At 72.4% G+C, this 17,404-nt stretch carries 16 protein-coding genes; 3 read left to right on the forward strand and 13 right to left on the reverse strand.

Features of this window, described 5'->3' with window-relative positions; genetic code table 11:
- Nucleotides 1–1,106: AI-2E family transporter (locus ABZ371_RS14680; RefSeq protein WP_358678519.1), on the reverse strand; the 1,106-nt coding region annotated here is incomplete at its 3' end.
- A gap of 126 nt (nt 1,107–1,232) precedes the next feature.
- On the reverse strand, nt 1,233–1,427 hold the full coding sequence (locus tag ABZ371_RS14685) for a DUF3046 domain-containing protein (RefSeq protein ID WP_358678521.1): 195 nt from the start codon (nt 1,425–1,427) through the stop codon (nt 1,233–1,235).
- Between the two features lie 81 nt (nt 1,428–1,508).
- Here ABZ371_RS14685 and ABZ371_RS14690 point away from each other — a divergent pair, with 81 nt between their 5' ends.
- Nucleotides 1,509–2,423 (forward strand): hypothetical protein, encoded by a 915-nt coding sequence (locus tag ABZ371_RS14690; protein WP_358678524.1) that lies wholly within the window; start codon nt 1,509–1,511, stop codon nt 2,421–2,423.
- A 17-nt stretch (nt 2,424–2,440) separates the two neighbouring features.
- On the opposite strand, the gene ABZ371_RS14695 is transcribed toward ABZ371_RS14690, so the two are convergent.
- Together ABZ371_RS14695 and ABZ371_RS14700 are read right to left on the reverse strand one after the other, a co-directional pair.
- Complete coding sequence (locus ABZ371_RS14695) at nt 2,441–2,746, reverse strand: AzlD domain-containing protein (protein ID WP_358678527.1); 306 nt, start codon at nt 2,744–2,746, stop codon at nt 2,441–2,443.
- On the reverse strand, nt 2,743–3,543 hold the full coding sequence (locus ABZ371_RS14700) for an AzlC family ABC transporter permease (RefSeq protein ID WP_358678530.1): 801 nt from the start codon (nt 3,541–3,543) through the stop codon (nt 2,743–2,745). The genes ABZ371_RS14695 and ABZ371_RS14700 overlap by 4 nt, the downstream gene beginning before the upstream one ends.
- 355 nt (nt 3,544–3,898) lie before the next feature.
- Between ABZ371_RS14700 and ABZ371_RS14705 the strand changes: the two genes are divergently transcribed.
- Complete coding sequence (locus ABZ371_RS14705) at nt 3,899–8,632, forward strand: DEAD/DEAH box helicase (protein WP_358678533.1); 4,734 nt, start codon at nt 3,899–3,901, stop codon at nt 8,630–8,632.
- 124 nt (nt 8,633–8,756) lie between these two features.
- Nucleotides 8,757–9,566 carry a DNA-formamidopyrimidine glycosylase family protein gene (locus ABZ371_RS14710; protein ID WP_358678536.1) on the forward strand — a complete coding sequence of 270 codons (810 nt, stop codon included), beginning with the start codon at nt 8,757–8,759 and terminating at the stop codon, nt 9,564–9,566.
- A 49-nt stretch (nt 9,567–9,615) separates the two neighbouring features.
- On the opposite strand, the gene ABZ371_RS14715 is transcribed toward ABZ371_RS14710, so the two are convergent.
- The 9 genes from ABZ371_RS14715 to ABZ371_RS14755 form a co-directional block, all read right to left on the reverse strand.
- The gene (locus ABZ371_RS14715) at nt 9,616–9,840 is read right to left on the reverse strand and encodes a hypothetical protein (RefSeq protein ID WP_358678539.1); all 225 of its coding nucleotides are present in this window, start codon (nt 9,838–9,840) and stop codon (nt 9,616–9,618) included.
- Nucleotides 9,841–10,137: 297 nt separating this feature from the next.
- Nucleotides 10,138–10,329, reverse strand: coding sequence for a CsbD family protein (locus ABZ371_RS14720; RefSeq protein WP_358678542.1), 192 nt, complete (start codon nt 10,327–10,329; stop codon nt 10,138–10,140).
- 71 nt (nt 10,330–10,400) lie between these two features.
- Nucleotides 10,401–10,871 carry a DNA starvation/stationary phase protection protein gene (locus tag ABZ371_RS14725; RefSeq protein WP_358678545.1) on the reverse strand — a complete coding sequence of 157 codons (471 nt, stop codon included), beginning with the start codon at nt 10,869–10,871 and terminating at the stop codon, nt 10,401–10,403.
- 213 nt (nt 10,872–11,084) lie between these two features.
- The gene (locus ABZ371_RS14730) at nt 11,085–11,468 is read right to left on the reverse strand and encodes a helix-turn-helix transcriptional regulator (RefSeq protein ID WP_307124643.1); all 384 of its coding nucleotides are present in this window, start codon (nt 11,466–11,468) and stop codon (nt 11,085–11,087) included.
- Between the two features lie 109 nt (nt 11,469–11,577).
- The gene (locus tag ABZ371_RS14735; RefSeq protein ID WP_358678548.1) at nt 11,578–12,096 is read right to left on the reverse strand and encodes a CinA family protein; all 519 of its coding nucleotides are present in this window, start codon (nt 12,094–12,096) and stop codon (nt 11,578–11,580) included.
- Nucleotides 12,093–12,884 (reverse strand): CDP-diacylglycerol--glycerol-3-phosphate 3-phosphatidyltransferase, encoded by a 792-nt coding sequence (gene pgsA / locus ABZ371_RS14740; RefSeq protein WP_358678551.1) that lies wholly within the window; start codon nt 12,882–12,884, stop codon nt 12,093–12,095. The genes ABZ371_RS14735 and pgsA overlap by 4 nt, the downstream gene beginning before the upstream one ends.
- A complete protein-coding gene (gene rimO, locus ABZ371_RS14745; protein ID WP_358678554.1) occupies nt 12,881–14,359 on the reverse strand; it encodes a 30S ribosomal protein S12 methylthiotransferase RimO in 1,479 nt (492 codons plus the stop codon). Before rimO ends, pgsA begins: the two co-directional genes overlap by 4 nt.
- A gap of 168 nt (nt 14,360–14,527) precedes the next feature.
- Nucleotides 14,528–15,328, reverse strand: coding sequence for a RodZ domain-containing protein (locus tag ABZ371_RS14750; RefSeq protein WP_358678557.1), 801 nt, complete (start codon nt 15,326–15,328; stop codon nt 14,528–14,530).
- Between the two features lie 213 nt (nt 15,329–15,541).
- Nucleotides 15,542–17,404 (reverse strand): DNA translocase FtsK (locus tag ABZ371_RS14755; protein ID WP_358678560.1); only part of this gene is annotated, 1,863 nt, incomplete at its 5' end.

A 17,404-nucleotide genomic window follows, 5' to 3' on the forward strand; every position in this document is an offset into this window, starting at 1 on the left:
CGCCCGGCCGCACGGCGGATCCGTGACAGGACCGGCTCGCCGCGGCGCGGGCGGTGGCCGCCGCGCACCCGCGGGTCGTCCGTCACGGCGTAGCGCCGCACATACGCGCCGAGGAACGCCTGGAGCGTGGCGACGGCCGGGATCGCGATCAGCGCGCCGACCGCGCCCATCAGCGCGGTGCCCGCCACGACGGACCCGAAGGCCACCGCGGGATGGATGTCGACCGTCTTGGAAGTGAGCTTCGGCTGCAGGACGTAGTTCTCGAACTGCTGGTACACGACGACGAACCCGAGCACCCACAGCGCGTACCAGGGGTTGACCGTGAAGGCGATCAGCATGGGCAGCGCACCGGCCAGGTACGTGCCGATCGTGGGGATGAACTGCGAGACGAGACCGACCCAGACCGCGAGCGCGGGCGCGTAGGGCACGTCGAGGAAGACGAGCAGGACGTAGTGCGCCACCCCGGAGATCAGCGCCATGAGGCCGCGCGAGTACAGGTAGCCGCCCGTCTTGTCGGCGGCGATCTCCCAGGCCCGCAGCACCTCGGCCTGCCGGGCCGGGGGAAGGACGGAGCACAGCGCACGCCGCAACCGGGGTCCGTCCGCCGCGAAGTAGAACGAGAACAGGAAGATCGTGAGCAGCCTGAACAGTCCCCCCAGCACCGTGGTGGAGATGTCGAGGACCCCTGTCGCACTGTTCTGGACGTATCTCTGGAGCCAGTCGGAATGCAGGAAGCTGTCCTGGACCTGTACCCGGGAGAGCTTCGTGTGGAACGTCTCGTTGACCCACCTGATCACCGAGTCGAGGTACTGGGGGAAGTCGTCGACCATGTTGACGATCTGTCCCGCGAGCATCGAGCCGAGCAGGACGACGAAGCCCACCCCGGCGATCAGCACCCCGACGAAGACCAGGAAGGTCGCGAGCCCGCGGCGCATCCCCCGGCCGGCCATGCGGCTGACCGCCGGCTCGATCGCGAGTGCCAGGAAGAAGGCGATGAGGATGTTGGTCAGCAGGCCGATGAGCTGGTCGAACGCCCAGCTGCCCAGCCGGAAGCAGCCGTAGAGCGCGAGGGCCAGGACCATCGCGCGAGGGAGCCACCGGGGCATGCGGACCGGGCCGTCGCCGGGCGGCACGTTCGGTGGCGCGGCCGGCGGGACGGGCGGAGGGGAAGGCGGGTCTGTCTGGGCGGTCTCGTCTGTCGGTGCCACCCGACCAGTCTCGCTCACCCGCGCTCAGCGTCTGTCCGCGGGAACACCCATCGCCACGCAGACCGCCCGCCACACGTCCTTGGCCTCCCAGCCGGCGGCGAGGGCCTCGTGCACCGTCCGGCCGCCGAGTTCGGCCATCACGTGGTCGCGTGCGAAGGAGTCGGCGTACACCTCACCGAAGTGGTCCGCCATCCGCTCCCAGAAAATCGTCAACCGCATGACTTCAGTATCGCGCTCCTAGGAGTGCAGTCGGACCGGGAAAGCCGTGTCCGGCTGCACCCTCCCCTCTACCGTCGGTGCATGGCTGGAACCGGAGAAGATCCTCTCGCCCGCGCCGAACAGTTCGTCTGGCTCACCGCACGCGTCCTCGAGCAGCGGCGGTTCGCCCACCTCTTCCTGGGAGGAGGCGCGGACGCCGTCGAGACTGCGCTCGCCGCCTACCGGAACGAGGACGGCGGCTACGGTCACGCGCTCGAACCCGATCTGCGCGGGCCCGTGAGTCAGCCCCTGCACACCGCCCACGCACTGAGCGTCCTCGACTCCATCGGCCGGTGCCGTGGTCTGGGGGTGGAGCGGATCTGCCACTACCTGACCGACGTCTCGACGAAGGAGGGCGCCCTGCCCGCGCTGCTTCCCTCACAGCGCGGTTACCCCGCCGCCCCCTTCATCCCCGTAGTCGACGACCCGCCCGCCGAGCTGCTCGCCACCGGCCCGGTCGTCGGGCTCCTCCACCGCAACCAGGTGTGGCACGCCTGGCTCTTCCGGGCGACCGACTTCTGCTGGGCGGCCGTCGACGCGCTGGAGCGGTCCCACCCGTACGAGATCGAGGCGGCCGTCGCCTTCCTGGACGGCGCCCCCGACCGGCCGCGGGCCGAGGCCGCCGCCGACCGGCTGGGCCGCCTGGTGCGGGAGCAGCGCCTGGTGGTGCTCGACCCGGAGCGGCGCACGGAGTACCCGGTGGCCCCCGGCTACGCGCCGGGGGAACACCACTTCCCTTACGACTACGCCCGCACCCCCGGGTCACTGGCACGCTGGTGGTTCAGCGACGAGGAGATGGCGAACGCCCTGGAGCACCTGGCGGCCGAGCAGGAGGAGGACGGGGGCTGGCCGGTGAACTGGCGGCGGTGGGCTCCGGGAACTGCCCTGGAAGGGCGTCCGATCGTGACGCTCAGGGCGTTGCAGACCCTGCGCGCGTACGGGCGCGGGGCCGGTTGAGCCCCGGGCCCGACGCGCTACGCCACGGCGCGTACGCCCGCCGTGACCAGGACGGCCACAGCGACCACGACGAGGAACGGGGCGCGCAGGACCAGGGCGACCGCCGCCGCCGCGATACCGGCGGCCCGGGCGTCCAGCACCACCTGGTGCCCGTCGCCGAACGTCTGCTGGGCCGTGAGTGCCGCGAGCAGCGCGACCGGGAGGAGCGCCGCCAGCCGCTGCACGAGAGGCCGCTCCAGCAGGCCGGCGGGCACCAGCAGCCCCAGCAGTTTCGCGAGGTAGCAGCCGGCCGCTGTGAGTGCGATGGCGATCCAGACGTTCACCGGTCCTCCCCGGAGTCCGCGGTGCCCTCGGCGGCTGTCTCGTCCGGCCCCTTCTTCCCGCGTCCCAGCAGGAACAGGACGACGGGGGCGGCCGCCGCCGACAGCAGCACGGGCACGCCGGCCGGCAGCACCGGCAGCAGCCCCAGGGCCAGGACGACGGCGAGCCCGGCCGTGGCGCGTTCCGTGCCGGTCCTCAGCATCGGCGCGAGGAGGGCGAGGAACACCGCGGGGCCGGCCGCGTCGAGACCCCAGGCGGCGGTGTCGCCGAGTGCTTCGGCACCCAGCGCGCCCACCAGGGTAGTCAGGTTCCACAGGGTGTACAGGGTGAGCCCCGTGACCGTGAAGCCGATGCGGGCGGCACGCCGGGTGGGCTGGGCGAGCGTGACCGCGGTCGTCTCGTCGATGACCCAGTGGGCGGCCAGGGGCCGCAGCGCGCGCGGCAGGGAGAGCAACTGGGAGAGCCGCAGCCCGTAGAAGGCGTTGCGGACGCCGAGGAAGAAGGCTCCGGCCGCCGCGGTGTACGGGTTGCCGCCGGCCGCGAGCGCACCCACCAGGGCGAACTGCGAGGCGCCGGTGAAGACGAGCAGGCTGAGCACGCAGGTCTGCGGAAGGCTGAGCCCGGCGCCCGCCGAGGTGACGCCGAAGGCGAAACCGGACAGGCCGACGGCCACGCCCACGCCGAGTGCGTCCCTGACGACGGCAGCGTCCGGCTTCGTCCCTGCCCGGCCGGTGTCGCCGGCCGCGGCGCCCGCGCCCGGTGCTCCGGTGCCGTGCGGGGGTGTTGTTCTGTCTGCCACGTCCGGCCACGTTACGCGGCGGCGTTCCGGAGCAGGCCTCCGGTCCCCGCGTTCCCGCCCCGCCCCTGTGCGTCCGAGCCCCTGCGCTCCCGCGTCCCTGTGCGTCCGAGCCCCTGCTCTCCCGCGTCCCTACGCGTCCGAGCCCCAGCACGTCCGAGCCGGCAGGCACCGGTACGTCCCCCGGATGTGCCCCACGGTCCTGCGGCCGCCCCGTCCGGCCCCCCGCGGCCGGAGAGTGCTGGATCGCGGGAACACCCGCCGCACCGGCCCTGCGATGTCGCTGCGCGGGCCGGCCACGACCGCCGGAGCCCCGGCCTGCGCAGCGATGTCAGTGCGGGGGTGCACGATGGGTGGCATGGCCGGTTCCGCACTCGATTCGTTCTCGCCCGCGACACGTGGCTGGTTCGCGGGCGCCTTCGACGCGCCCACGGCGGCGCAGGAGGGTGCCTGGCATGCCATTGGTGAGGGTTCGGACGTGCTGGTCGTCGCGCCCACCGGTTCGGGCAAGACCCTGGCCGCCTTCCTCGCCTCCCTCGACCGGCTGGCAGCCGTACCGCCGCCCGCCGAGGTGAAGAAGCGCTGCCGCGTGCTGTACGTGTCCCCGATGAAGGCGCTCGCGGTCGATGTGGAGCGCAATCTGCGCTCCCCTCTGACCGGGATCCGTCAGGAGTCGGTGCGCCTCGGCCTGCCCGAGCCCGAGGTGCGGGTGGGCATCCGCTCCGGCGACACCCCTCCGGCCGAGCGGCGTTCGATGGCGACCAGGCCTCCGGACATCCTGATCACCACGCCGGAATCGCTCTTCCTGATGCTCACCTCCTCGGCCCGGGACGCGCTCGCCGGTATCGAGACGGTCATCCTGGACGAGGTGCACGCCGTGGCCGGCACCAAGCGCGGCGCGCACCTCGCCGTCTCACTGGAGCGGCTGGACGCGCTGCTGCCCCGCCCCGCCCGCCGGATCGGCCTCTCGGCGACGGTCCGCCCGGTCGACGAGGTGGCGCGGTTCCTGTCGCCGCAACGGAAGGTCGAGATCGTCCAGCCGCCCTCGGCGAAGGAGTTCGACCTGTCCGTCGTCGTCCCCGTGGAGGACCTCGGGGAGCTCGGTGGCTCCCCCGCGACCGACGGTGGTGCGGAGCAGGCGGACAAGCCGTCGATCTGGCCGCACGTCGAGGAGCGGATCGCCGATCTCGTCCAGTCCCACCGCTCCACGATCGTCTTCGCCAATTCGCGGCGCCTCGCGGAACGTCTGTGCAACCGGCTCAACGAGATCGCCTACGAGCGGGCGACCGGCACCGCGTTCGACGACGAGGCGGCCGGAGCACTGCCCGAGGCCCACTCCCCCGCCGAGGTCATGGCTCAGTCCGGGGCGGCCAAGGGAGCGCCCCCCGTGCTGGCCCGGGCCCACCACGGCTCGGTGTCGAAGGAACAGCGCTCCCAGGTCGAGGAGGACCTGAAGGCCGGCCGGCTGCCCGCCGTGGTCGCCACCTCCAGTCTGGAGCTGGGCATCGACATGGGCGCGGTCGACCTCGTGATCCAGGTCGAGTCCCCGCCGTCGGTCGCCTCGGGACTGCAGCGGGTGGGCCGGGCCGGACACCAGGTCGGCGCCGTGTCCACCGGGGTGGTCTTCCCCAAGTACCGCGGCGACCTCGTGCAGGCGGCCGTCGTCACCGAGCGCATGCGCGAAGGCGCCATCGAGGCGCTGCGTGTCCCGTCCAACCCCCTGGACGTGCTCGCCCAGCAGATCGTCGCCATGGTGGCCCTGGACAGCTGGCAGGCCGACGACCTCCTGGCCCTGGCCCGCCGGGCCGCCCCGTTCGCCTCACTGCCCGAGTCCGCCTTCACCGCCGTGCTCGACATGCTCGCGGGGCGCTATCCGTCCGACGCCTTCGCGGAGCTGCGCCCGCGGGTCGTGTGGGACCGCGTCGCCGGCACGGTCACCGGCCGTCCGGGCGCCCAGCGGCTCGCCGTCACCTCGGGCGGCACCATTCCCGACCGCGGGCTCTTCGGCGTCTTCCTGGCCGGGTCGGACCCGAAGAAGGGGGGTGGCCGCGTCGGCGAGCTGGACGAGGAGATGGTGTACGAGTCCCGGGTCGGCGACGTCTTCACCCTGGGCACCACCTCCTGGCGGATCGAGGACATCACCCGGGACCGGGTCCTGGTCTCCCCCGCCCCCGGCGTGCCGGGCCGGCTGCCGTTCTGGAAGGGCGACCAGCTCGGCCGCCCGCTGGAACTGGGCCGGGCGCTGGGGGCGTTCCTGCGGGAGATCGGCGGGTTGTCCGCCGACGACGCCCGGCTCCGGCTGCTCGCGGCCGGCCTCGACGCCTGGGCGGCGGACAACATCCTGTCCTACCTGGACGAGCAGCGCCGGGCGTGCGGCCACGTCCCCGACGACCGGACGGTCCTCGTCGAGCGGTTCCGGGACGAGCTGGGCGACTGGCGGGTCGTCGTGCACTCACCGTTCGGCGCCCAGGTCCACGCCCCGTGGGCCCTCGCGCTGTCGGCACGGCTCGGTGAGCGGTACGGCATGGACGCCCAGGTCATGCACGCGGACGACGGCATCGTGCTGCGGCTGCCCGACGCCGACCTGATGGGTCTCGACCTCTTCGACTTCGATCCCGCGCAGGCCGGACCCGGCACCGGGGCGGACGGCACGCCGGGCACCGGTGCGGGCGGTGCGCCCGCCGGCGACGGTCCCGGAGCGGCGTTCCCCGGCGGAGGGTCCGACAGCGACCAGCCGCCGGTGGGCGCGACCGACGTCGTCTTCGACAAGGGGGAGATCGCGCAGGTCGTCACCGACCAGGTGGGCGGATCGGCCCTGTTCGCCTCCCGCTTCCGCGAATGCGCTGCACGCGCCCTCCTGCTGCCCCGGCGCAGTCCGGGCAAGCGCACCCCTCTGTGGCAGCAGCGCCAGCGCGCGTCCCAGCTGCTGCAGGTGGCATCCGAGTTCGGCTCGTTCCCGATCGTCCTGGAAGCGGTCCGCGAGTGCCTGCAGGACGTCTTCGACGTACCCGGCCTCACGGAGCTGATGGGTGATCTGGAGGCCCGCCGGGTCCGCCTGGTGGAGGTCACGACTGCCGAACCCTCGCCGTTCGCCCGCTCCCTCCTCTTCGGCTACGTCGCACAGTTCCTCTACGAGGGCGACTCCCCGCTGGCCGAGCGGCGGGCCGCCGCGCTCTCGCTCGACTCCCATCTCCTCGCCGAACTGCTCGGTCAGGCCGAACTGCGTGAACTGCTCGACGCCGACGTCCTCGGCGAACTCGAGCGCGAACTCCAGTGGCTGACCGACGACAGGAAGATCAAGGACGTCGAGGGCGTCGCCGACCTGCTGCGTGTGCTCGGTCCGCTCACCGACGGCGAACTCGCCGAGCGCGGCGCCGAGCCGCACTGGGCCGCAGAGCTCGGCACGGCCCGCAGGGCCATCCAGGTGCGCATCGGCGGCTCCCCGCACTGGGCGGCGATCGAGGACGCGGGCCGGCTGCGGGACGCGCTCGGTACGGCCCTGCCCGTGGGGGTGCCCGAGGCGTTCACCGAACCGGTGAAGGACCCCCTCGGAGACCTCCTGGCCCGCCATGCCCGTACGCACGGCCCGTTCACCACCACCCGGGCCGCGGCCCGCTTCGGCCTCGGCACCGCCGTCACCGAGGGCGCACTGCAGCGCCTGGCGGCCTCGGGGCGCGTCGTCCAGGGCGAGTTCCACCCGGCGGGCATCGGCCAGGAGTGGTGCGACGCCACGGTGCTGCGCCGGCTGCGCCGCCGTTCGCTGGCCGCGCTCCGCCAGGAGCTGGAGCCCGTCCCGCCCGCCGCCCTGGCCGGCTTCCTCCCGCAGTGGCAGCACCTCGGTGACACCGGGCTGCGCGGCATCGACGGGCTGGCCCGCGCCGTCGAACAGCTGCAGGGCGCCCCCGTTCCGGCGTCGGCCCTGGAGAAGCTGATCCTGCCGAGCCGTGTCGCCGGGTACACCCCCGCCATGCTGGACGAGCTCACCACCACGGGTGAGGTCCTCTGGGCCGGGTCGGGAGCGCTTCCGGGCAAGGACGGCTGGCTGTCGCTCTATCTCGCCGACAGCGCCCCCCTCCTCCTGCCGCCGCCTCACCCGCTGGAGCTGAGCGCGCTGCACGAGTCGGTCCTCACGGCGCTTTCCGGCGGGTACGGCCTCTTCTTCCGGCAGATCGCCGATCAGGTGCGCGCCACCACCCATCCCGACTGCACCGATCCGCAACTGGCCGACGCCCTGTGGGACCTCGTCTGGTCCGGCCGCCTCACCAACGACACCCTGGCGCCCCTGCGTTCCCTGCTCGGGTCGGGCCGCACGGCGGGCGCCACCGCGCACCGCGCCAAGCGCAACGTGCCGCGCGGCCGTTACGGGACGTTGACCGCGGCCGCCCGCCCCGCTTCCCGGACCGGTCCTCCGACCGTCTCGGGCCGGTGGTCCCTGCTGCCCCCGGCCGAGCCCGAGCCGACCCACCGCGCACACGCCCTGGCCCGGACCCTCCTGGACCGCCACGGTGTGGTGACCCGCGGCGCGGTGCAGGCCGAGGGCGTGGAAGGCGGGTTCTCCGCGATGTACCGCGTCCTCGCGGCGTTCGAGGACAGCGGGCAGGCACGCCGGGGATACGTCGTCGAAGGCCTGGGCGCGGCACAGTTCGCGATGGACGGCGCCGTGGACCGGCTCAGGGCCGTGTCCACGGCCCGTGACCGCGCGGATCCGGGCGACCCTCCCCGCGCCCTGGTCCTGGCCGCCGCCGATCCGGCGAACGCCTACGGTGCGGCCCTGCCCTGGCCCGAGTCGCCGGACGGGGCGGGGCACAAGCCGGGCCGCAAGGCGGGGGCGCTGGTCGTCCTCGTCGGGGGTGAGCTCACGCTCTACATGGAGCGCGGTGGCAAGACCCTCCTCGCGTGGCCCACCGACCCGGCCGATCCGGCGCTCCGGGCGGCCGCAGAGGCGCTCGCGTCGGCGGCACGCGCGGGGGCGCTCGGCACGGTCACGGTGGAGCGCACCAACGGCGCGTCCTCGCTCACCTCCCCTCTGGGCCGCACCCTCGAGGAGGCGGGCTTCCTCGCCACCCCGCGCGGCCTGCGGCTTCGCGCGTGAGACCGGGGCCACCGTGAGACCGGGGCTCGCGAGGCCGTCGGCACCCGGCGGATGCCGGCGCACGGTCCTCGCCGGCCCGGGCCCGGTCCGACCGCCCCCGCACGGGGCGGCGCATCATGGAGGCATGCCCGAAGGTGACACCGTGCTGCAGACCGCCAAGCGCCTCGACCTCGCACTCGCCGGCCACGTCCTGACGCGCTCGGACCTGCGCGTCCCCAGATTCGCCACGGCCGACCTGACCGGCCGGCAGGTCCTGGACGTCACCGCACGCGGCAAGCACCTGCTCACCCGCGTCGAGGGCGGTCTCACCCTGCACAGCCATCTGCGGATGGACGGTGCCTGGCGCGTCTACGATCCGGGCGACCGGTGGCGGGGCGGTCCGGCCCACCAGATCCGTGCGATCCTCGGCACCGCCCAGCACACCGCCGTCGGCTATCGACTGCCCGTACTGGAACTGCTGCGCACCCGGGACGAGGACAAGGCCGTGGGGCACCTCGGCCCGGACCTGCTCGGCCCTGACTGGGATCCGGAGGTCGCACTGCGGAATCTGCTCGCCGACCCGGCGCGCCCGCTCGGGCAGGCCCTCCTGGACCAGCGCAACCTGGCGGGCATCGGCAATGTGTACAAGTGCGAGCTCTGCTTCCTGGCACGCGTCACGCCCTGGCTGCCGGTGGGCGAGCTGCCGTCGCCGGTCGCCTCGCGCCTGGTGACCACGGCCAAGCAGCTGCTGGAAGCCAACCGTGACCGTCCCACCCGGACCACGACCGGCGGCCCCACCCCCGCGCTGCCCCACCCCCGCGCCCGCGAGCCGCTCTTCGTCTACTCCCGGGCGGGCCGTCCCTGTCTGCGCTGCCGCACCCCGATCCGCAAGATGGAGCAGGACGCCCGCCCCACGTACTGGTGCCCGCACTGCCAGTCCGGCCCGATCGGCTGAGCCGGAGTCGCCGACGGGCCGGCAAGCGGCGCCCGGGCGGCCCGGCCCGCTAAGCGGTGTTCTCCGGCCGTGCCTCGTCGGCGGCCTCCTCGGGTGCGGACCCGGTCCGTACGCCCGCCGTCACATGCACCGGCAGCAGGCTCAGCCCCCAGCCACCCGCCACCACCGCGCCTTCCACCAGCCCCGCGTGCTCCGGCTCCAGCAGGACGCGCAGCACGGCCCACCACCAGACCCCGCAACCGAGGGCGCACGCCGGCATCCACCACCGCACCATGGCTGCCTCCTTCGGCCGACGCCAGTTGGGCTCGATCTCCGGGAGGGAGGGCGCGTCGGTGCACTACGCGGCGTCTGCCGGCGTGCGCGGAGTTCACAGGACGACGGGGCGCGCGCTCCCTCAGGCGCGCCCTGCCCGTGCCACGTGCGAGCGGGACGGGCCGCGCACCCCCCCCCGGCAGTTTCTCCCGGGCCCGCGCAGGATGCATCCCGCCCTTCCCGCACACACGTGTGCCCCCGCCGAATCGCGTCGGCGGAGGCACATCGGGTTCCTGGGGGGCCGCTCAGGCCGGAGCGGCTAGCGGCGGTCGTTGTCGGTGAGCGAGTCCTTCATGCCCTTGGCGCGCTCGCCGGCCTCGTCCACGGCGCCGCCCGCCTTGGCCTTGGCCTGGTCGGTCTTGCCCTCGGTCTCTTTGCGGCGGTCGCCCGTGAGCTTCCCCGTCGCCTCCTTGGCCTTGCCCTTCATCTTGTCCATGGGCTTGTCACTCATGACGCGCTCCTTCGCTCGTCGGCGGGCACCCGGTGCGGGTCGTCGCGGCTGAGCCGCGAGGTCCGCCTCTCTCAAGCACTCTCCGCCTGGAACATCCACGCGTGCTTCTCCAGATCGGCCGTCAGGGTGATCAGGATGTCCTGGCTGACGGCATCCGGGTCCGCGGTCGCCTCGATCCGCTCCCGCATCCGGTCGATCACCACACGGAGGGCGTCCACCAGGACCTTGACCGCGTCGACGTCCTTGATCCAGCCGTCCGGCACGATGTCGATGGCCGTGGTCTGCGCGAGGGTCCTGGACCGCCCGTCCGGGTTGACGCCGACCGCCGAGGCCCTCTCCGCGACCGTGTCCGAGTGCTGCCGGGCCGTGTCCACGACCTCGTCGAGCTGGAGGTGGACCGACCGGAAGCGCGGGCCGACGACGTTCCAGTGAACCTGCTTCGCCACCAGGGAAAGGTCGATCAGGTCGACCAGAGCACCTTGCAGTGCGTCTCCGACCACCTTGCGGTCGTCCTCGGTCAGCGGGCTCTTCACGACAGACATGCACTTCTCCGATCAGGTAGCGGTTCGGCATACCACCCGTCCACGATGGCACATTTGACCCAAAACAGTCATTCGAGTGACCGCTCCCGTAGGGGGCGGCCCCCGGCCTCACTACGCACCTGCCCGGCAACCCGCGCCGCACACACAAAACGGAAACCCCGGCCGATCCACCAGGGATCGGCCGGGGCTCCGTTTCACCACGGACCACGCAGGTCAGGCGGCGACGACATCCACCGCCTCCGCGGGCGCCTTGATGGTCACCCGTCCCGTCGGCACACCTGCCACCGACGTCACAGAGACAGAATTGAGCATTGGGCGTACCGGCACGGACACCGGGTCACTGGCTGCCGCCGATTCGGCCAGTTCGGCCAGCGACAGTTCATCGCTCACTTCACGCATGAGCTCGGACATCCGTACGTCAAGCGCGTCGCAAATGGCGGAGAGCAGTTCGGAGGATGCCTCCTTCTGCCCCCGCTCCACCTCGGAAAGATAGCCGAGCGAGACTCGGGCGGACGAGGAGACTTCGCGCAGAGTACGGCCTTGGCGCTGGCGCTGCCGACGCAGCACGTCACCAAGCAGGCGACGGAGCAGAATCATCGGTGGCTCCCTCCTCGGACCGCGTAGCCGCATCCTTCACGCCCCACCGTACCGCCTCGCGCCGCGGCCGTGCGGGGAGCGATGTCGTGTTCACTCAGGGCTGCAAACATCAATTCCCCCCGTTCTGTTCCGTATCCTGTGCCCTCGCGTTGTCACCGAGTTCGCCGGAGAGCAGCTCGAGCACGCACCGTACGCTCTCTTTACGGATGTCCGCCCGCTCGCCGTTCAACCTCAGCCCGACGACTTTCCCTGCGCCGCCGGGCCCCCGGACGGCCACGTACACCGTTCCGACGGGCTTGCCGTCCTGAGGGTCGGGGCCGGCGACACCCGTGGTGGAAACGCCCCAGTCGGCGCCCAGCGCCTCCCGCACTCCCCGGGCCATCGCGGCGGCCACATCGGGGTCCACCGCGCCGCGCTCGGCGAGGAGCGCTCCGTCCACGCCCAGCAATCGTTCCTTCAGGGGCGTCGCGTACGCCGTCACGGACCCGCGGAAGCTCTGCGAGGCCCCGGGCACGGAGGTCAGCTCCGCGGCCACGAGGCCGCCGGTCAGGGACTCGGCGACGGCGAGCGTCTCACCGCGCTCCCGCAGCGCTCGCAGTACCCCGGCGGCCCCGGACCCGGACGTCACCGCTCGGCCTCCGCCGCGCCCGTGGCTCCTGCCACGCGCTCCTCGATCCCGCCCTCGGGACGGCGGGCGGCGACGCGCTGCTCCCTGTCCGCGCCGACACGGACGGCGTCCGCCGCGGCCGCGACGGCTGCCATGGCCGCGGCGCGGTCGGCGAGCCCTTTGCGGCGCAGCACCACGGCCTGGCGCACGTAGTCGAACCCCGTCACGACCGTCAGTACGACGGCCGCCATCATTACCCAGAAGCGCAGGGTCGCCAGCGGTCCCGTCAGCACCAGGACGTACATGCCGACGGCCGTGCCCTGCGCCAGCGTCTTCACCTTTCCGCCACGACTGGCCGGAATCACGGCGTGCCGGATGACCCAGAACCGCATGAGCGTGATGCCGAGCTCCCGGAAGAGGATCACGCCGGTGATCCACCACGGCAGGTCACCCAGCGAGGACAGGCAGAGCAGCGCGGCCCCCATGATCGCCTTGTCCGCGATCGGGTCGGCGATCTTCCCGAAGTCCGTCACCAGGTCGTAGGCACGGGCGAGGTGCCCGTCGAAGAGATCGGTGATCATCGCGACGGCGAAGGACGCCCAGGCGAACGAGCGCCAGACCGGGTCGTACCCGCCGTCGTGCAGGAGCAGCATGACGAACCCGGGGACGAGCAGCAGCCGCACCATCGTGAGGATGTTGGCGATGTTCCACAGGCCGGCCTGGCTGACGCCCGCAGCTCCCAGCGTGCCGCCGCGGGGCACCGGCGTCGAGCCGGATCCGCCCGCCGCGGGTGCCGGGGCTCCCGTCATCTGGCTGCCTCCGCAAGCTCGTGGTGTTCGGCCACGAGGTCCACTCCCTCGGTGCCCACTGCCTTGGCTTCGACCATACGGCCCGGAACGAGACCCTCGCGTGCGGTGAAGACGACCTGGCCGTCGGTTTCCGGCGCCTGGTGCGCCGCACGCCCCACCGCGACCGGCCCGTCGTCCTCGGACTCCACGGATTCGACCAGGACCTGCAAGGTCTCCCCGACCCGCTCCTCGGCGCGCTGAGAGGTCAGCTCCTCGGCGAGCTGCGAGATGTGGGCGAGGCGTTCGGCGATGACGTCGGCGTCGAGTTTGCCGTCGTAACCGACGGCCTCGGTGCCCTCCTCGTCGGAGTATCCGAAGACGCCGATGGCGTCCAGGCGCGCCCCGGTGAGGAAGCGCTCCAGCTCCGCGAGGTCGGCCTCGGTCTCGCCCGGAAATCCGACGATGAAGTTGGACCGGGCACCGGCCTGCGGCGCCTTGCTCCGGATCGTGTCCAGCAGTTCGAGGAAGCGGTCGGTGTCACCGAACCGGCGCATCGCGCGCAGGACCTTGGGGGCGGAGTGCTGGAAGGAGAGGTCGAAGTAGGGGGCGACCTTGGGCGTCGAGGTCAGGACGTCGATCAGACCCGGGCGCATCTCCGCGGGCTGCAGGTAGCTGACGCGGATCCGCTCGATCCCGTCGACGTCGGCGAGCTCGGGCAGCAGGGTCTCCAGGAGCCTGATGTCGCCGAGGTCCTTGCCGTAGGACGTGTTGTTCTCGGAGACCAGCATCACCTCCTTGACCCCCTGCTCGGCGAGCCAGCGGGTCTCCCCCAGCACGTCGGAGGGGCGCCGGGAGATGAACGAACCGCGGAAGGACGGGATCGCGCAGAAGGTGCAGCGGCGGTCACAGCCCGAGGCGAGCTTCACGGAAGCGACCGGGCTGGTGCCCAGCCTGCGGCGCAGCGGGGCGCGCGGCCCGGAGACGGGGGCGACGCCCTCCGGCAGGTCCGCGGGAGCCGGGGCCACCTCCTGGGCGTGTCCGGGCAGCGCGACGGCGGAGTCCTGCCGCTCGGCCGGGCTGATCGGGAGCAGCTTGCGCCGGTCGCGCGGTGTGTGGGAGGCGTGGATGCCGCCGTTGAGGATGGTCTGCAGGCGGTCGGAGATGTCGGCGTAGTCGTCGAAGCCGAGGACGCCGTCGGCTTCCGGGAGGGCCTCGGCGAGGTCCTTGCCGTAGCGCTCGGCCATGCAGCCGACGGCCACCACGGCCTGGGTTCTGCCGTGGTCCTTGAGATCGTTGGCTTCGAGCAGGGCGTCGACGGAGTCCTTTTTGGCGGCTTCGACGAAGCCGCAGGTGTTGACGACGGCGACGTCCGCGTCGGTGGCGTTCTCGACGAGCTCCCAGCCGTCCGCTGCCAAGCGGCCTGCGAGCTCCTCCGAGTCCACCTCGTTACGGGCGCAGCCAAGAGTGACAAGGGCGACGGTACGGCGTTCGGGCATGGGCTCAAGACTACTTTGTCCCGGCACCCGCCCCACCGTGCAGGGTTCGCGGCTACGGGCAGTGACCGGACGGCGGGGCCGGAGTGCGGACGGAACGAAGGACGGTGGCCCCCCGGCACTGCTGCCGGGGGGCCACCGTCCTGGTGTGCGCGCGCGGAGGGCGCGAGGTCAGCCGGCCTCGGGGTCACCCTTGGTGTACGAGAGCCGTTCGACCTGGCCCGGCTCGAACTGGTCCTCGACCTTCTTGCCGTTCACGAAGAGCTCGACCGCCCCGGCGTCACCGAGGACGAGGTCGACCCGCTCCTTGTCCTGGAAGGTCTTGGACTCGCCCTTGTACAGCAGTCCGTCGAACAGCAGCCGCCCGTTGTGGTCCTTGGCGGAGACCCAGGTCTTGCGTTCGGTGGCGCTCAGCTTCACCGTCACCTTGTCCCGCGGGGCGGCAGCGATGGCGCTGTCGGACGGCACGGGCTTGGGGTCGGCGGGCTTGGTGGCCTCGGGAGTGGGAGTGTTCCTGTCGGGTGTGGAGCCCTCGGCCACCTGAGCCGTGCCAGAGCCGTCGTCGTCGCCGTTGAAGACGGTGAAGCCGACGAAGCCGATCACGGCGACGATCGCCGCCACCATGGCGGCGGTCCAGTTGGGCCGGCGGGGGTCGGAGCGGATGCGTTCCGCCTCGAACAGCGGCGCCGCGGGGGTGGGCGCGGGACGCCCACCGTGCTCGGCGTCGTAGCGGTCGACGAGCGGATCCGGGTCGAGCCCCACGGCGCGCGCGAGCATGCGGATGTGACCGCGTGCGTACACGTCGCCGCCGCAGCGGGAGAAGTCGTCCGTCTCGATCGCGTGCACGATGGGGATGCGCACCCGGGTGGAGACGCTGACTTCCTCGACCGTCAGGCCCGCCGCGACGCGGGCCTGCTGAAGCGCGAGACCGATCGAAGGCCGGTCGTCTTCGGGGGAGTTGCCGATGGACACGGGGGCGCCTTTCGAGCGTGAGCCACCTGCTGGATGTTCAGTCTAGGGGTGGTACGAAAGGGTGGGGCAACCGGGAGCGACGACTTTGTACGCCATCGGGTTCGCCGGGCAGCCCCTTGGGCAGGGCACGATCCGGAGCAGCGGATCGACCGTCCCGCCGCTCCCTTCCTCAACTTGACGTACGGCTGGGCGAAACGGTTGCCCGCGACACTCCTACGGAGCGGTTTCCCCCCGGATGACGGCCAGGACCCCGTCGAGTTCGTCCGCCTTGACCAGGACGTCGCGCGCCTTGGAGCCCTCGCTGGGGCCCACGATGTTGCGCGATTCCATCAGGTCCATGAGACGGCCGGCCTTCGCGAAGCCCACGCGGAGCTTGCGCTGGAGCATCGACGTGGAGCCGAACTGGGTGGAGACGACCAGCTCGGCCGCCTGGCACAGGAGGTCGAGGTCGTCGCCGATGTCCTCGTCGATCTCCTTCTTCTGCTTCGTGCCGGCGACCACGTCGTCCCGGAACACCGGCGCCATCTGATCCTTGCAGTGCTGGACGATCGCCGCGACCTCTGCCTCGGTGACGAAGGCCCCCTGCATGCGGGTCGGCTTGTTGGCCCCCATCGGCAGGAACAGCCCGTCACCCTTCCCGATAAGCTTCTCGGCGCCCGGCTGGTCGAGGATGACCCGGCTGTCGGCCAGCGAGGAGGTCGCGAAGGCCAGGCGGGAGGGCACGTTGGCCTTGATCAGACCGGTCACCACGTCGACGGAGGGCCGCTGTGTGGCGAGGACCAGGTGGATACCGGCCGCGCGCGCCAGCTGGGTGATGCGGACGATGGAGTCCTCGACGTCACGCGGGGCGACCATCATCAGGTCCGCCAGCTCGTCGACGATGACGAGCAGGTAGGGGTACGGGGACAGCTCCCGCTCACTGCCCTCGGGCGCCTTGACCTTGCCGTTGCGCACGGCGTGGTTGAAGTCGTCGATGTGCCGGAAACCGTACGCCGCCAGGTCGTCGTAGCGCAGGTCCATCTCGCGCACGACCCACTGGAGGGCCTCGGCCGCCTTCTTCGGGTTGGTGATGATGGGCGTGATGAGGTGCGGAATGCCTTCGTACGCGGTGAGTTCGACCCGCTTGGGGTCGACGAGCACCATCCGGACGTCGTCCGGGGTCGCCCGCACCATGACCGAGGTGATCAGGCAGTTGATGCACGACGACTTGCCGGAACCCGTCGCACCGGCCACGAGCACGTGCGGCATGTTCGCGAGGTTGGCCATCTCGTAGCCGCCCTCCACGTTCTTGCCGAGCGCGACCAGCATGGGGTGGTCGTCCTCGGCCGCGTCCGCGAGACGCAGGACGTCGCCGAGGTTGACCATCTCCCGGTCGGAGTTGGGGATCTCGATACCGACCGCGGACTTTCCCGGGATGGGCGAGATGATGCGGACGTCCGGGCTGGCGACGGCGTACGCGATGTTCTTGGTCAGGGCGGTGATGCGCTCCACCTTGACGGCCGGCCCCAGTTCCACCTCGTACCGGGTGACGGTCGGGCCGCGGGTGAAGCCGGTGACGGCCGCGTCGACCTTGAACTCGGTGAAGACGGTGGTCAGCGAGGCGACGACCGCGTCGTTGGCGGCGCTGCGCGTCTTGCCCGGGCCGCCCCGCTCCAGCAGGTCGAGGGAGGGCAGGGAGTACGTGATGTCACCGGACAGCTGGAGCTGCTCGGCCCGGGCGGGCAGTTCCCCGGAACGCTCGGGGACGGGCTTCGTCAGATCGGGCACGCCCCCGGAGGGCGACGCGTCCTGGCCCGGGCCGCTCCGCGGAGCGGGCGCCCTCCCGGCCGACCTGGCTCCGGGGACCGGGGTCGCCGTCCGCTCGGCGTCGCGGTCCGGGGAGACTCCCTGCGTCAGATCGGCGACCACCGGCGAGGGCGGCATGCCGTTCATCACGGCGCCGTCGAGCGCGGCGGCGGCCGCCGCCGCCACGTCCACGGCGTCCATGGTGCGGTTCATCGCGGGCTGGGCGGAGCCCCTGCGCGGACGGCGCCGCCTGGCCAGGGCCTCCCCCTCGGCCTCGTCCGGGCCGAGGAC

Source organism: Streptomyces sp. NPDC005899, from assembly GCF_040629645.1.
Classification (GTDB): Bacteria; Actinomycetota; Actinomycetes; order Streptomycetales; family Streptomycetaceae; genus Streptomyces.